This is a genomic window from Streptomyces flaveus (assembly GCF_014647675.1).
GTDB lineage: Bacteria > Actinomycetota > Actinomycetes > Streptomycetales > Streptomycetaceae > Streptomyces > Streptomyces flaveus.
Map to the genome: position 1 here is coordinate 379,999 of NZ_BMPQ01000003.1, position 15,426 is coordinate 395,424.

The following is a 15,426-nucleotide window of genomic DNA, read 5'->3' on the forward strand; positions in this document are numbered from 1 at the left end:
CGGAGAGCCAACACAGCGCGAAAGGGGCGGCCACCCGCGGGTGGCCGCCCCTTTCGGCATGCCTGCGAACGCCCCGGCGTAGCCCCGGAGTTGCTGCCCGACTGAGCTTCGCGTACGCGAGGTCTCCCACCGGCCCTCGCTCACGAGGCGTACGGCACCACACCTCACCGGCATACGGCACCGGCATACGGCGCCACGCCGCATCGGTGTTCGGCACCGAGCCGCGCTGAAGCTGGGCACGGCCCGGTCCGAGTGGCCCGTCGAATCCCCCGACACCGCACCCCGCCGAAACGACCGAGGGCGCCCACCCGAGACCGGGTGGGCGCCCCCTCTGCAAGGGCCAGGCCCCCTCAGCCGCTGCCCTGCCCGGCCGACGGTCGCCGGACCAGCGTCGTCCAGCGAGCCACCACCCGGGACTTGAGTACTCGGGACTTGAGCGACGCCCAGCTCTCCGAGGCCGCCCACACCACCCGTACAGCCGAGCGGGGCGCCAGCAGTGCCCTCAGGCGGGTGCCGCTGCTGACCGTGGCACGCAGGCCGTCGGTCATCCTGCGGACGTCGTCGGCCAGACCCGGTGTGGGCCGGGGCCGCGGCGCATACAGGACCTGCTCCACGGCGTCCGCGATCCGGTGCACGGATGTCGCGGTCGCCGGGTCGAGGTGCCCGAGCCGGACGATCCGGGCCGCCGCCTTGCGGGGCGTCTGGGACTCATCCGGCGCGATACCGAAGTCCCAGGCCGTATCGGTCACTTCATGCCACGCCGCCAGTGTGTGAGCCGCCGCGTCCGCCTCGGTGCGGCCATGCGTGCCGAGCCGTACGGACCGTACTCTCGCCCGCCACATCATCGGCAGCAGTGGTATCGCGAGCACGGCGAGACCGCCCAGAACCCACAGCAGGATCTGCGGCCACGGCGGACCGTCGTCCGTCGCCGTGATCGCCGCCTCGGGAGACTCGCTGCCGCACGGCTCCTGCAGCCTCCGCTGCTCCGCCGTGCAGCTCTCGCTGGTCGACGGGGCGGCCGAGGAGGGCCGAGGCGCGACCTCCTGCGAAGTGCCCGGCTCGGGGAGGGTGGTGCCCGGCGTGGTCGTCCGGGTGTACTCCGGAACCGTGCCGCGGTTCGGCGTCGGCTCGAAGCGGGTCCAGCCCACGCCCTCGAAGTACAGCTCGGGCCAGGCGTGCGCGTCCCGCAGGCCCACGGACATCGTGCCGTCCGACTGGGGCGAGCCGGGTGTGAAGCCGACCGCGACGCGGGCCGGTATGCCCAGCGTGCGGGCCATCGAGGCCATCGCGAAGGAGAAGTGGACGCAGAAGCCCTCCTTGTCCCTCAGGAAGCGCTCGATCGCCTGCGAACCACTGCCGACCTGCACCTCCGTGTCGTACACGAAGCCGCCCTCCAGGGCGAACCAGTCCTGGAGCTTCACCGCGCGCTCGTAGTCGTTGCTCGCGCCCGCCGTGACCTGCCGTGCCGTGTCGTAGACCATCGGGGGCAGCGATTCCGGCACATCGGTGAACTCGCGCCGCAGCCACCCGGGTGGCTCCTGCGCATCGGCGAGCTGCTTGGCGGTCGGCTGCACGATCAGGCTCTTGACGGAGTACTCAAGGCCGCGCGTGGTCTGGCCGTGGTCGCCGACGAGCGTGCGCCCGACGGGCTCATACCGCCACTTGCCGCTGATGTCCACCTGGCTGGCCGGGTAGGGCATGGGCAGCCAGTCCTGCGCGTACCAGTCCGCCGCCGCGATATTCGTCTCGACCTCGGTGCGTTGGACCTCGTCCCCGAGACCGGGTGGTGTCTGGAAGGTCTCCGGTACATCCGTGATGCTGCGCTTGGAGGGCTTCCACGCCGTGCCGTCGAACTCGTCGAGCGAGACGATCCGCAGATAGAGGTCCTGCGTCTCCTCGGAGTTGGTCTTGTACGACATGACCTGGCGGTCCTCGTCCACGTTCAGACTGTCGCGGAGCGAGACCAGCGGGTTCACCGCGGAGATCGTGCCGCCGCCTCCGGAGCCCGAGCCGACACCTGTCCCCGTACCGTCCAGCAGGCCGCCGTCGAGGGACGGCAGACCGAGCGGCACCACCAGGGCTATGCCGAGGGCGACGGCACCGATGCGCCGGCCCGTGCGGATCGGCGCGACCGCGCCCGGCGACGGGTCGGGGCCCGGCATGCGGGGTGCGCCGCCGAAGACGCGGCCCCACTGCGAGAGCCGGTCGCGGCCCTCGGCCAGCAGCAGTAGCAGATAACCGGCGGCCGCCAGCAGGAACCACAGCCATCCGGCGCCGCCGTCCGAGAGCCCGGCGGCGACCGAGTACAGCGCGAGCAGCGGCAGCCCGGCCGGGGCAGCGCTGCGCAGCGTCACCGCGAGCGCGTCCACCGCCAGCCCGATCACCAGGACACCGCCGACCATCATCAGCCGGATGCCGTCGGACAGCGGCGCCGGGATCGCATACCGCCCGACGTCCTCCCCGCCCGTCTGCAGCAGCACCCCGAAGTGCTGGAACACCTCCGGGCCCGGGATGATCCCGAAGATGGCCTGCTCACGGGCGAACATCAGCGTCAGCAGTATCAGGCTCACCAGGGCCTGCGCCGTGATCGTCAGCGGCCGGGCCAGCGGAACCCGCCGGGCCGCCGCGCCCACACCGGTCTGCACAGCGAGCAGGAACGCCGCCTGCAGCAGCCAGGTCGCCGGGGTGACCAGCGGCAGCAGCGCGCTCGCCGCCATCAGTGTCGCCGCCGCGGCGCACAGCGCCAGTCGCGCGCGCCCGCTCATGAGCCACCGCCTCCCGCCGTACTACCCGTCGGCGTGACCTGATTGCGCTGCTGGTCCGCCTCCCGCCACAGATCGGTGAGGTCCGCACCCGGCGGCGCGGTCACAGCGGTCCAGCCCGCCTCCCGCAGCATCCGAAGCCGCTCCTCGCTGTCCTCGTGGGCTTCGCCCTGCACCCACGATTCACTGTCCAGCAGGAAGGCGACCGCCCCGCCGCTGCGCTGCCGCATCTTGGCGAGCACCGTCGCCTGCTCCTCGTCGAGGTCGCCGAGAAAAGCCACCAGAAGCCCTTCGTTCCCCCCGCGCAGCACGTCGTACGCCCGGGACAGGCCCGTATCGTCGGAGTGGTCGATCACCGCCAGGGTGTCCATCATCAGCCCGGCCGCGTCCGCCGACTCCTGGTTGGCGCCCGCGAACCCGTCGGCCCCCTCGCCGGGCACCGAATTGCCGGTGTCCGTCAACAGCCGCACCGAAAAGCCCCGTTCGAGCATGTGCACCAGCGTGGACGCCGCGCCCGAGACGGCCCACTCGAAGGCCGAGTCCGGGCCCGCGCCCTCGAAGGCGATGCCCCGGGTGTCGAGGAGCACCGTGCAGCGGGCCCGCTGCGGCTGCTCCTCGCGGCGCACCATCAACTCGCCGTAGCGCGCGGTCGAGCGCCAGTGGACCCGGCGCAGATCGTCGCCGTAGCGGTACCCGCGCGGGATGATGTCGTCCTCGCCGGCCAGAGCAAGCGAGCGGTTCCGCCCGTCGCCGTACCCCTTGGCCTCGCCGGTCAGCCGCACCGGCGGCAGTGGCTCCACGCGCGGGATGACCGTCAGGGTGTCGTACGTCGAGAAGGAGCGGGTCAGCTCGCACATTCCGAACGGGTCGCTGAGCCGCAGCTGGAGCGGGCCCAGCGGATAACGGCCCCGCAGGTCGGAGCGCACGCGGTACGACACCTCGCGCCGGCCGCCCGCCTCCATCCGGTCCAGTACGAACCGGGGACGCGGCCCCAGCACGTACGGCACCCGGTCCTGGAGCATCAGCAGTCCCGTGGGCAGCCGCGAGACGTTGTCCATCCGCAGATGGACCCGGGCCTCGGACCCCGCGGGCACGCGCCCGGGCGAAAGCCGGCGGCTGCCCGCCACCCGGTAGCGCGTGCGGTACAGCACGGCCGCGCACACCAGCGGCAGCACGGCCAGCAGCAGCCCGACCCGGAGCAGATCGCTCTGCCCCAGGACGTATGCGCACACCGCGGCCGCCACGCCCGCCGCCAGGAAGGACCGACCGCGCGTGGTGAGCCCGGCGAGTGCCGTGCGCAGCCCGCCCTTGTCCTCCTCGGCCTGCGCCGCCGGCATGCCCCCGGTGGTCATCACAGCCTCCGGGGCGGCTGCTGGCCGAACTCCGGAACCGGCCGGCCCATCGTCAGACCGCTCTGCGACGCAGGCGCCGCGGGCACAGGGGTGCGCTGCAGGATCTCCAGCACGACCTGCTCGGCCGTACGGCGGTTCAGCTGGGCCTGCGCGGTCGGCAGCAGACGGTGGGCGAGGACCGCCACCGCGAGCGCCTGGACGTCGTCCGGCAGTGCGTAGTCCCGGCCGCTGAGCGCCGCGGATGCCTTCGACGCACGCAGCAGGTGCAGCGTCGCGCGCGGGGAGGCGCCCAGCCTCAGGTCGGGGTGAGCACGCGTGGCGGCGACCAGATCCACCGCGTAACGCCGCACCGGGTCGGCGACATGGACCGTGCGGACCGCGTCTATGAGCTTGACGACGTCGTGCGCGTGCGCCACCGGCTGGAGGTCGTCCAGCGGGGAGACGCCGCCGTGAATGTCCAGCATCTCCAGCTCGGCCTCCGCGCTGGGATAACCGATGGAGACACGGGCCATGAAGCGGTCGCGCTGTGCCTCCGGCAGCGGGTACGTGCCCTCCATCTCGACCGGGTTCTGCGTGGCCACCACCATGAAGGGGCTGGGCAGCTCGTAGGTATGCCCGTCGATGGTGACCTGGCGCTCCTCCATGGACTCCAGGAGCGCGGACTGCGTCTTGGGCGACGCGCGGTTGATCTCGTCTCCGATCACGATCTGCGCGAAGATCGCGCCCGGCTTGAACTCGAATTCGCTGCGCTGCTGATCCCAGATGGACACTCCGGTGATGTCCGAGGGCAGCAGGTCCGGCGTGAACTGAATACGCCGCACCGAGCAGTCGATGGACCGCGCCAGTGCCTTGGCCAGCATGGTCTTGCCGACACCGGGCACATCCTCGATCAGGAGATGTCCCTCGGCGAGCAGTACGGTCAGCGAAAGCCGCACGACCTCAGGCTTGCCCTCGATCACTCCCTCCACCGAACTGCGGACTCGCTCCACAGTGGTGGTCAGATCTGTAAGGCTCGCTCGATCGTCATAGGTCGTCACCCGGCCCTCCTCGGCCCGTTCTTTCTCCGGGCCGACGCTCACGACGCGAACCGGCCCACCTCGAACACGGACACCACGCGTGAAAAGTTCCGCGTGACGCCACACCCGCATTCTTGTTGCCGTTACCGGTTCGTGTCACTCGCCTGTGGATAACTGGCTGTGATATGTCGGGGCTTGCGGCCTTTGGGTGGGGTCAGGTGGGGTCAATCTCACGCAGCAGTCCCGTTTTCACATCGAACACAAAACCACGTACGTCGTCGGTGTGGACAAGGAACGGAGAAGTGCGCACCCGCTGCATGGACTGCCGCACGTCCTGTTCGACGTCTCGGAAGGCCTCCACCGCCCAGGCGGGACGCTGGCCGACCTCCATCTCCAGGTCGTGCCGGAAGTCCTCGGTGAGGGATTCCAGACCGCAGCCGGTGTGATGGATGAGCACCACGCTGCGGGTGCCGAGCGCCCGCTGGCTGATGGTGAGGGAGCGGATCACGTCGTCGGTGACGACACCGCCCGCGTTACGGATCGTGTGGCAGTCGCCCAGCTCCAGGCCGAGCGCGTCGTGCAGGTCGAGTCGGGCGTCCATGCAGGCCACGACCGCTACCTGCAGCACAGGGCGGGCATCCATGCCCGGGTCGGTGAACGCGGCGGCGTACCGCTCGTTGGCCTCGACGAGACGGTCGGTGACGGTGCCGCCGCCGGCTATGGCGCCTTCGGGCTCGGTGGGAACGGGTGCGGAAGTCGTCATACCCATGACGGTAATCGTCACAGTCCCTCCGTCCCTTCTGTGAGAGGGGACAAAGAACATCAACAAGCGTTGTTGTGAGCTAACCCACATGGGTGCCGCGAGGATCCCGTAAGGCTGGTTCTCCGCGATGTGCCGCGTCGGTGGCGGCGGGGTCCCGCGACGCGCAGGCCGGTTGATTGACCGTGAGACACGGTGGACTAAAGTGACGCGAACTGGGAGGCGAGACCCTCCCATCTGGACTGTTGTCCCCCGGAGGGCCCGGCGACGTGCCGGAATCTCCCCGCGTGCGCGGCGCGTACGTACGGCTCGGCCTCCTCCCGCTCCCGGTCGACGACGCTTCCGGCGCCGGCAGGCCCTCCCCTTCACCGAGCGAGAGGGGACCCGGTGGTACGTACGCCGCGCCGGAACTGAGAGGGCCCAGATCAAATGGGGCGCGAAGCGCATTCGAACAGGGGTGGTGGCGGGCGACAGGAGGGACAGACTCGACATGTCCCGGTGATGCTCCAGCGGTGCCTGGACCTGTTGGCCCCGGCGCTGGAGCGGCCCGGAGCCGTCGTCGTCGACTGCACGCTCGGCCTCGGCGGCCACAGCGAGGCCCTGCTCACCCGGTTCCCCGAGGCCCGCCTCGTCGCCCTGGACCGCGACAAGGAGGCGTTGCGCCTCTCCGGAGAGCGGCTCGATCCCTTCGGTGACCGGGCCACCCTGGTGCACGCGGTCTACGACGAACTCCCCGACGTACTCGACCGGCTCGGGCTCCCGCGGGTCCAGGGCGTCCTCTTCGACCTCGGCGTCTCCTCCATGCAGCTCGACGAGGCGGACCGCGGGTTCGCGTACGCCCAGGACGCCCCGCTCGACATGCGTATGGACCAGACGACCGGCGTGAGCGCGGCCGAGGTGCTCAACACGTACCCGCCGGGCGAGCTCGTCCGGATCCTGAGGGTGTACGGCGAGGAGAAGCAGGCCAAGCGGATCGTGTCCGCGATCGTGCGTGAGCGCGAGAAGGAGCCCTTCAGCAACAGCGCGCGTCTCGTCGAGCTGATCCGGGACGCACTGCCGCAGGCCGCCAAGCGCACCGGCGGCAACCCGGCCAAGCGGACCTTCCAGGCGCTGCGTATCGAGGTCAACGGCGAACTCACCGTCCTGGAGAGGGCGATTCCGGCGGCCGTGAAGGCGCTCGCCGTCGGTGGCCGGATCGCCGTCCTGTCGTATCACTCGCTGGAGGACCGTCTGGTCAAGCAGGTGTTCGCGGCCGGTGCCGCCATCACCGCGCCGCCCGGCCTGCCGGTGGTGCCCGAGCGCTATCAGCCCCGGCTGAAGCTGCTGACGCGCGGTGCGGAGCTTCCCACGGAGGAAGAGGTCGCTCAGAACCGGCGGGCCGCACCGGCGCGGCTGCGCGGGGCACAGCGCATCAGGGAGTCCATGGAATGAGGGGCGTGAGGCACAAGAAGGGAGCGGGCGAGTGAGTAGGAAACCCGAACTGAGGGGGCGGGCCGCCCGGCTCGCCCGGCTCATCCCGTCCGGTTCCGGACAGGCCGCCCGTACCCCCTTCGTCCTCCTCGTCGTGCTCCTCCTGGGCGGCGGCCTCATCATGCTGCTGGTGCTGAACTCCGCTCTCAGTGAAGGGGCGTTCAAGCTCGACGACCTCCAGGACGACACGAAGAGCCTCACCGACGAGGAGCAGGCGCTCCAGCGGGACGTGGACTCCTACTCCGCCCCCGACGCCCTCCAGCGCCGCGCCCGCGAGCTGGGCATGGTCCCCGGCGGCGACCCCGCCTTCCTCAACCCCGACGGCACGGTACGAGGCGTTCCTGAAGCAGCCCAGCGGTCCTCGGTACGCGTCCCCATGGTGCCGAGGCCCGAGAAGCCCGACTCCACGCCGAAGCCGAAGCTGCCACTGATGCCCACCCCGTCCAAGCAGCCCCCTACAACCCCCGGCAGGTGACGGAAGTGTCCGACAAGGAACCCCCGCGCCGCCGCGTTCCGTCGCCCGACAGGCCCGTACACCCCGGCAGCCGGCGCCCGGGGCCCGGTGCCCGCCCCGCGCGCCGCCCGGCCACGCCCCGCGCCGGGCGGGCACCGGGGCCGCGGATGATCCGGCTGGGCAGCCCCCGCCCGCGGCTGCGCCTGGTCAGCCTCGCCCTGACGCTGGTGGTGATCGCCTTCGTGGTGCGGCTGCTTCAGGTGCAGGCGGTCGACGCGAGCGTGTACTCGGCCAAGGCCGAGCAGAACCGGTACTTCAGCCGCACCCTGGCCGCCGAGCGCGGCGGGATCACCGACCGCAACGGCGTCGAGCTGGCCACAAGCGTGGACGCGAACGACATCACGGCCGACCCCACGATGTTCACGCGGAAGGCGACGAAGATCGGCGACGCTCCTGAGCAGGCCGCCGCGCTGCTCGGCCCGATCCTCGGCAGGGAACCCGCCGAGCTCGCCGAGAAGCTCCGTACGAAGGGCACCCAGTACGTCCTGCTGGCCCGTCGCCAGACCCCGCAGGTCTGGACACAGATCAACGACCTGAAGACGACGCTCGCCGAGAAGGCCCAGAAGGACAGGACGGCCGCGAACGTGCTGGCGGGCGTCTTCCAGGAGCCCAGCAGCAAGCGGGTCTATCCGAACGGCGGCCTCGGCGCCGGGATACTGGGCTGGGTCAACGCCGACGGCAAGGGCGGCGGCGGTATCGAGCAGCAGCTGAACGAGGAACTGACCGGCAAGGACGGCGAGATCCGCTACGCCCAGGCCGGCGGCCACCGGGTCCCGACCGCGGGCAGTACGGAGACGCCCGCCGTGGCCGGTTCCGAGGTCGAGCTGACCATCGACCGCGACATCCAGTGGGCCGCGCAGAACGCCATCACGGAGCAGGTGAAGGAGTCCAAGGCGGACCGCGGCTATGTGATCGTGCAGGACAACAAGACCGGCGAGATCCTCGCGATGGCCAACTCGCCCGGCTTCGACCCGAACGACCTCTCCCAGGCCGGCTCGGCGGCACTCGGCAACGCGGCCCTCCAGGACGCGTACGAACCCGGCTCCACCGCGAAGGTCATGTCGATGGCGGCCGTCCTGGAGGAGAACGTCGCCACGCCCGGGACGCATGTGGTCGTGCCCAACCGGCTGCACCGCGGCGACCGGCTCTTCCGGGACGACATCGACCACCCGACCTGGTATCTGACGCTCAACGGCGTCCTCGCCAAGTCCAGCAACATCGGCACCATCCTGGCGACCGGCCAGCTCGGCAAGACCCAGAAGCAGGCCAACCAGGTCCTCCACTCGTATCTGCGCAAGTTCGGCATCGGCCGCGAGACCGGACTCGGCTTCCCCGGCGAGACGAACGGCATCCTCGCACCTGCCGACAAGTGGTCGACCTCGCAGCAGTACACGATTCCTTTCGGCCAGGGTGTGTCGATCAACGCGATGCAGGCGGCCTCCGTCTACTCGGCGATCGCGAACGGAGGCGTACGCGTCGAGCCGACCCTCGTACGAGGCACCAAGGGAGCGGACGGCCGCTTCATACCGGCCCCGAAGCCCCAGAAGGCAAGGGTTGTGAGCGAGAAGACGGCGAAGACGCTGGCGCAGATGCTGGAGTCCGTCGTGGACGACGAGGAGGGCACCGGCACCAAGGCCCGTATCCCCGGCTACCGTGTCGCGGGGAAGACGGGCACCGCCAACCGAGTGGATCCGGCCACCGGCCGCTACCGCGGCTACACCTCCTCGTTCGCCGGATTCGCTCCCGCCGACAACCCCCGCGTGACCGTGTACTGCGCGATCCAGAACGCCACCCAGGGCAGCTATTTCGGCGGCCAGATCTGCGGGCCCGTCTACAAGGAGGTCCTGGAGTTCGCCCTCAAGACCCTCCATGTGCCGCCGACCGGGGACGCACCCGCCCGACTTCCTGTCACCTTCACACCCTGATCAGCACCGGACACGTCCGGTCACCCGGAACACCGAGCAGGAACCAATTCGTGACAACGATCACTCCCGACCCGGGGAAACATCCGGAGCCCAGCCCCTCGCTTCGCTCAGCCAGGGGCGCGCCCGGTACGCTCACCGCCGTGCCACACGCTGATCAGTCCCAAATCACCCAGAAGGGCGTTCCTGTGACATTTCCGGGGCCGCCGCGACCGGTTCAGGTCTCCGCCACAGACCTGGCGGACCTCGCCGATCAGCTGGGTGTCACCGCCCCCGCTGCGGCCGAGGTCACGGGCATCACCCACGACTCCCGGGCCGTGCGCCCGGGTGACCTCTACGCCGCCCTGCCCGGCGCCCGGCTGCACGGCGCCGACTTCGTGACGCAGGCCGCGGGCCTGGGCGCGGTGGCGGTGCTCACGGACCCGACCGGCGCCGAGCGCGCCGCCGCGACCGGCCTCCCGGCCCTCGTCGTCGACGATCCGCGCGGACGGATGGGCGAGCTGGCGGCCACGATCTACGGCCACCCAGGCCGCGACCTCCTCCAGATCGGCATCACCGGCACCTCGGGCAAGACCACGACGGCGTACCTCATCGAGGGCGGCCTCAAGACGGTCCGCAGCACCGGACTCATCGGCACGGTCGAGACGCGTATCGGCGACGAGCGCATCAAGTCGGAGCGGACCACTCCCGAGGCCACCGACCTCCAGGCGCTGTTCGCGGTGATGCGGGAGCGCGGCGTGGACGCGGTCGCCATGGAGGTCTCCAGCCACGCGCTGGTCCTCGGCCGGGTCGACGGCTGCGTCTTCGACATCGCCGTCTTCACCAACCTCAGCCCGGAGCACATGGAGTTCCACTCCGACATGGAGGACTACTTCCGGGCCAAGGCACAGCTGTTCACGCCGAAACGCAGCAGGTTCGGCGTAGTCAACTTTGACGACGAGTACGGACGGAGGCTCGTCAAGGAAGCCATCGTCCCTGTGGTGACGTTTTCCGCCGAGGGGCACCCGGACGCCGACTGGCGCGCCGAGGACGTCGAGGTGGGTCCGCTGGACTCGACGTTCGTCGCGATCGGCCCCAAGGGGGAGCGGATCAGCGCCAAGTCGCCGCTCGCGGGCCCCTTCAACGTCGCCAACACGCTCGCCGCGATCGTCGCCCTGGCCGCTGCCGGGCTCGACGCGCAGACCGCGGCCGACGGCATCGCGGCCGTACCGGGTGTGCCCGGCCGCCTGGAACGCGTGGACGCCGGTCAGCCGTACTTCGCGGTCGTCGACTACGCGCACAAGACGGACGCCGTGGAATCGGTGCTGCGGGCGCTGCGCAAGGTCACCGAGGGCAAGCTGCACATCGTGCTCGGCTGTGGCGGAGACCGCGACAAGTCCAAGCGGATGCCGATGGGTGCCGCGGCGGCCCGCCTCGCCGACACCGCCGTACTGACGTCGGACAACCCCCGCTCCGAGGACCCCCTCGCGATCCTCGCCACGATGCTCGCGGGCGCCGCCGAGGTGCCGGCGCACGAGCGCGGCGAGGTCGCGGTCTTCGAGGACCGGGCCGCCGCCATCGCCGCGGCCGTCGCCCGCGCCGAGCCCGGCGACACCGTGCTGGTCGCGGGCAAGGGCCATGAGCAGGGCCAGGACATCGCCGGAGTGGTCCGTCCCTTCGACGACCGCCAGGTGCTTCGCGAAGCTATCCAGAAGACCCAGGGATGAACTTGTGATCGCCCTCTCTCTCGCCGAGATCGCCTCAGTCGTCGGCGGGCAGACGTACGACATACCGGATCCGTCGGTCCGGATCACCGGACCGGTCGTCAGGGACTCCCGTGAGGTGGAGCCAGGCAGCCTGTTCGTCGCCTTCGTGGGCGAGCGCGTGGACGGTCACGACTTCGCCGTGCAGGTCGTCGAGCAGGGCGCTGCCGCCGTTCTGGCGTCCCGGCCCGTCGGCGTGCCCGCGATCGTCGTGGACGACGTCCAGGCGGCCCTGGGAGCCCTCGCCCGCCATGTCGTCCAGCGGCTCGGCGCGACCCTCGTGGCCCTCACCGGCTCCGCGGGCAAGACCAGCACCAAGGACCTGATCGCGCAGGTACTCCAGCGCAAGGCCCCGACCGTGTTCACGCCGGGCTCGCTCAACAACGAGATCGGGTTGCCGCTCACCGCGCTCAGCGCCACCGGGGACACGAAGTTCCTCGTCCTGGAGATGGGCGCCCGCGGTATCGGCCACATCCGCTACCTCGCGGAGCTGACCCCGCCGAAGATCGGCCTCGTCCTGAACGTCGGCACCGCCCACATCGGCGAGTTCGGCGGACGGGAGCAGATCGCCCAGGCCAAGGGTGAGCTGGTGGAGGGCCTTCCGGAGGACGGCGCCGCGATTCTCAACGCCGACGATCCCCTCGTACGCGCCATGGCATCCCGTACGAAGGCACGCGTGCTCCTCTTCGGGGAGTCCGGCGAAGCGGACGTACGGGCCGAGAACGTGCGGCTCACGGAGAGCGGACAGCCCGCGTTCAGGCTTCACACACCCTCCGGTGCAAGTGATGTGACCATGCGCCTGTACGGTGAGCACCACGTGTCGAACGCGCTCGCCGCGGCCGCCGTCGCCCATGAGCTGGGCATGTCCGCAGACGAGATCGCCGTCGCGCTCTCCGAGGCGGGCTCCCTCTCCCGCTGGCGGATGGAGGTCACCGAGCGCCCGGACGGCGTGACGGTCGTCAACGACGCCTACAACGCGAACCCCGAATCCATGCGGGCGGCTCTGCGCGCGCTGGCTGCCATGGGCGGAGCCTCACGGGCAAGGGGGGGCCGGACCTGGGCGGTGCTCGGCAAGATGGCCGAGCTCGGGGACGAGGCGCTCGCCGAGCACGACGCGGTCGGACGGCTCGCCGTCCGGCTCAACGTCAGCAAGCTCGTCGCGGTCGGGGGCAGGGAAGCGTCCTGGCTCCAACTGGGCGCATATAACGAGGGTTCGTGGGGTGAGGAGTCGGTGCACGTGTCCGACGCACAGGCGGCTGTCGACCTGTTGCGCAATGAGCTGCGCCCGGGGGACGTCGTGCTCGTGAAGGCGTCCAGATCGGTCGGGCTCGAACGGGTGGCACTGGCGCTGCTCGACGGCGGTGCCGAGGGTGAGGTTTCCGCCCGATGATGAACCAGATCCTGTTCGCGGGCGCCATCGGCCTCTTCCTGACCCTGATCGGCACCCCGCTGCTGATCAAACTCCTGGCCCGCAAGGGCTACGGCCAGTACATCCGCGACGACGGCCCGCGCGAACACCATGCCAAGCGCGGTACGCCGACCATGGGCGGTATCGCCTTCATCCTGGCCACGATCCTGGCGTACTTCCTCAGCAAGGTGATCAGCGGCGAGCCGCCGAGGCTCTCCGGAGTGCTGGTGCTCGGTCTGATGGCGGGCATGGGCCTGGTCGGCTTCCTCGACGACTACATCAAGATCGTCAAGCGCCGTTCGCTCGGTCTGCGGGCCAAGGCGAAGATGACCGGTCAGCTGATCGTCGGTGTCACCTTCGCGGTGCTCTCGCTGCAGTTCGCGGACGCCCAGGGCCAGACGCCGGCCTCCACCAAGATCTCCTTCGTCCAGGACTTCGGCTGGACCATCGGCCCGGTGCTGTTCGTCGTCTGGGCGCTCTTCATGATCCTCGCGATGTCGAACGGCGTGAACCTGACGGACGGCCTGGACGGCCTCGCCACCGGCGCGTCCGTGATGGTCTTCGGGGCGTACACCTTCATCGGCGTCTGGCAGTTCCAGGAGTCCTGCGCCAACGCGCAGACCCTCACCAACCCGGCCGCCTGCTTCGAAGTACGCGATCCGCTCGACCTCGCGGTCGTCGCCTCCGCGCTGATGGGCGCCTGCTTCGGCTTCCTGTGGTGGAACACCTCGCCCGCCAAGATCTTCATGGGCGACACCGGCTCTCTGGCGCTCGGCGGCGCGCTCGCCGGACTCGCCATCTGCTCCCGCACCGAGCTGCTGCTCGCGCTGCTCGGCGGTCTCTTCGTCCTGATCACCATGTCGGTCGTCATCCAGGTCGGCTCCTTCCGGCTGACCGGGAAGCGCGTCTTCCGTATGGCCCCGCTCCAGCACCACTTCGAACTCAAGGGGTGGTCCGAAGTCCTTGTGGTGGTCCGCTTCTGGATCATCCAGGGCATGTGCGTGATCGTGGGTCTGGGTCTCTTCTACGCAGGGTGGGCAGCCGACAAGTGACCACTTGGCAGGGCCGGAACATCACCGTCGCCGGCCTCGGCGTGAGCGGCATCAGTGCCGCCCGCGCCCTGGCCGGCCTCGGCGCGTCCGTCACGGTCGTCGACGGGGGCTCCTCCCCGGCACTCCGGGAGCGGGCCGACTCCCTTGAGGGAGAAGGCATTTCGGTACGTCTCGCGGACGCCGAGACCCTTCCTGAGGGCACCGACCTCGTGGTCACCTCGCCGGGCTGGAAGCCCACCTCGCCGCTCTTCGCCGCAGCCGCGAAGGCGGGCGTGGACGTCGTCGGTGACGTGGAGATCGCCTGGCTTCTGCGCGGCCCCGACGCGGCGCCCTGGCTCGCCGTCACGGGCACCAACGGCAAGACGACCACCACGCAGATGCTCGCGTCGATCCTGAGCGCCGCGGGCCTGCGTACGGCCGCCGTGGGCAACATCGGCACGCCGATCATCGATGTCGTGCTGGGCGAGGAGCCGTACAGCGCTCTTGACGTCCTCGCCGTCGAACTCTCCAGCTACCAGCTGCACTGGGCGCCCTCCCTGCGCGCCCACTCCGCCGCCGTCCTCAACCTCGCGCCCGACCACCTCGACTGGCACGGCTCCATGGAGGCGTACGCCGCCGACAAGGGCCTTATCTACGAGGGCAATCGGGTCGCCTGCGTCTACAACGTCGCGGACAAGGCCACCGAGGACCTGGTGCGCGCGGCGGACGTCGAGGAGGGCTGCCGGGCGGTCGGCTTCACGCTGGGTACGCCCGGGCCGTCCCAACTCGGCGTCGTGGAGGGCCTCCTGGTCGACCGCGCCTTCGTCGAGGACCGGCACAAGCAGGCCCAGGAGCTCGCGGAGGTCGGCGACGTCCAGCCGCCCGCCCCGCACAACATCGCCAACGCCCTTGCGGCGGCGGCCCTCGCGCGCGCCTACGGAGTGCCCGCCGCGGCCGTACGCGACGGTCTGCGGGCGTTCCGTCCGGACGCGCACCGCATCCAGCACATCGCCGATGTCGGCGACGTCGCGTACATCGACGACTCCAAGGCCACCAACACGCATGCCGCGGAAGCCTCTTTGGCGGCGTACGAGTCGATCGTGTGGATCGCGGGCGGGCTCGCCAAGGGTGCGACCTTCGACGAGCTGGTCGCCAAGTCGGCAAAGCGACTTAGGGGCGTCGTCCTGTTCGGCGCCGACCGGGACCTGATCCGGCAGGCGCTGGCGCGACACGCGCCCGAAGTGCCGGTCGTCGACCTCGACCGGACCGACACTGGGGCGATGCTCGAGGCCGTCCAGGAGGCGACGCGGCTCGCCCGCGCGGGAGACACGGTGCTCATGGCTCCCGCCTGTGCCTCCATGGACATGTTCACCAACTACAACCAGCGCGGCGACATGTTCGCGGAGGCCGTCCGCGAACTCGGCGCCGCGAGCGCCTGACTCGGCCGTT

The 15,426-nt window shown here is 70.5% G+C and carries 11 protein-coding genes; 7 read left to right on the forward strand and 4 right to left on the reverse strand.

Going from position 1 to position 15,426, the window contains the following annotated elements:
* Positions 1-350: 350 nt before the first annotated feature.
* From IEZ21_RS08460 to IEZ21_RS08475, 4 genes are all read right to left on the reverse strand, one after another.
* Positions 351-2,765 (reverse strand): transglutaminase TgpA family protein, encoded by a 2,415-nt coding sequence (locus IEZ21_RS08460; protein WP_189321233.1) that lies wholly within the window; start codon positions 2,763-2,765, stop codon positions 351-353.
* A complete protein-coding gene (locus tag IEZ21_RS08465; protein WP_189321234.1) occupies positions 2,762-4,114 on the reverse strand; it encodes a DUF58 domain-containing protein in 1,353 nt (450 codons plus the stop codon). The genes IEZ21_RS08460 and IEZ21_RS08465 overlap by 4 nt, the downstream gene beginning before the upstream one ends.
* Positions 4,114-5,151: an AAA family ATPase gene (locus tag IEZ21_RS08470; protein ID WP_033318080.1), complete on the reverse strand. Its 1,038-nt coding sequence runs from the start codon at positions 5,149-5,151 to the stop codon at positions 4,114-4,116. Before IEZ21_RS08470 ends, IEZ21_RS08465 begins: the two co-directional genes overlap by 1 nt.
* Before the next feature lie 193 nt (positions 5,152-5,344).
* Positions 5,345-5,893 (reverse strand): beta-class carbonic anhydrase, encoded by a 549-nt coding sequence (locus IEZ21_RS08475; protein ID WP_189321235.1) that lies wholly within the window; start codon positions 5,891-5,893, stop codon positions 5,345-5,347.
* 426 nt (positions 5,894-6,319) lie between these two features.
* On the opposite strand from IEZ21_RS08475, the gene rsmH reads away from it, so the two are divergent.
* From rsmH to murD, 7 genes are all read left to right on the forward strand, one after another.
* On the forward strand, positions 6,320-7,321 hold the full coding sequence (gene rsmH / locus IEZ21_RS08480) for a 16S rRNA (cytosine(1402)-N(4))-methyltransferase RsmH (RefSeq protein WP_189321236.1): 1,002 nt from the start codon (positions 6,320-6,322) through the stop codon (positions 7,319-7,321).
* A 31-nt stretch (positions 7,322-7,352) separates the two neighbouring features.
* A complete protein-coding gene (gene ftsL, locus IEZ21_RS08485; protein WP_246567414.1) occupies positions 7,353-7,835 on the forward strand; it encodes a cell division protein FtsL in 483 nt (160 codons plus the stop codon).
* Between the two features lie 5 nt (positions 7,836-7,840).
* Positions 7,841-9,799, forward strand: coding sequence for a peptidoglycan D,D-transpeptidase FtsI family protein (locus tag IEZ21_RS08490; protein ID WP_281399401.1), 1,959 nt, complete (start codon positions 7,841-7,843; stop codon positions 9,797-9,799).
* 185 nt (positions 9,800-9,984) lie between these two features.
* On the forward strand, positions 9,985-11,502 hold the full coding sequence (locus tag IEZ21_RS08495) for a UDP-N-acetylmuramoyl-L-alanyl-D-glutamate--2,6-diaminopimelate ligase (protein ID WP_189321238.1): 1,518 nt from the start codon (positions 9,985-9,987) through the stop codon (positions 11,500-11,502).
* 4 nt (positions 11,503-11,506) lie between these two features.
* Positions 11,507-12,928, forward strand: coding sequence for a UDP-N-acetylmuramoyl-tripeptide--D-alanyl-D-alanine ligase (locus IEZ21_RS08500; protein WP_189321239.1), 1,422 nt, complete (start codon positions 11,507-11,509; stop codon positions 12,926-12,928).
* The gene (gene mraY / locus IEZ21_RS08505; protein ID WP_033318150.1) at positions 12,928-13,998 is read left to right on the forward strand and encodes a phospho-N-acetylmuramoyl-pentapeptide-transferase; all 1,071 of its coding nucleotides are present in this window, start codon (positions 12,928-12,930) and stop codon (positions 13,996-13,998) included. Before IEZ21_RS08500 ends, mraY begins: the two co-directional genes overlap by 1 nt.
* On the forward strand, positions 13,995-15,416 hold the full coding sequence (gene murD, locus IEZ21_RS08510) for a UDP-N-acetylmuramoyl-L-alanine--D-glutamate ligase (protein ID WP_189321240.1): 1,422 nt from the start codon (positions 13,995-13,997) through the stop codon (positions 15,414-15,416). Before mraY ends, murD begins: the two co-directional genes overlap by 4 nt.
* Positions 15,417-15,426: the final 10 nt, after the last annotated feature.

Excerpts from the sequence above, each read along its gene's own strand:
- IEZ21_RS08460 (WP_189321233.1), bottom strand. The coding sequence starts at position 2,765 with ATGAGCGGGCGCGCGCGACTGGCGCTGTGCGCCGCGGCGGCGACACTG.
- IEZ21_RS08465 (WP_189321234.1), bottom strand. The coding sequence starts at position 4,114 with ATGACCACCGGGGGCATGCCGGCGGCGCAGGCCGAGGAGGACAAGGGC.
- IEZ21_RS08475 (WP_189321235.1), bottom strand. The coding sequence starts at position 5,893 with ATGACGACTTCCGCACCCGTTCCCACCGAGCCCGAAGGCGCCATAGCC.
- rsmH (WP_189321236.1), top strand. The coding sequence starts at position 6,320 with ATGGGGCGCGAAGCGCATTCGAACAGGGGTGGTGGCGGGCGACAGGAG.
- mraY (WP_033318150.1), top strand. The coding sequence starts at position 12,928 with ATGAACCAGATCCTGTTCGCGGGCGCCATCGGCCTCTTCCTGACCCTG.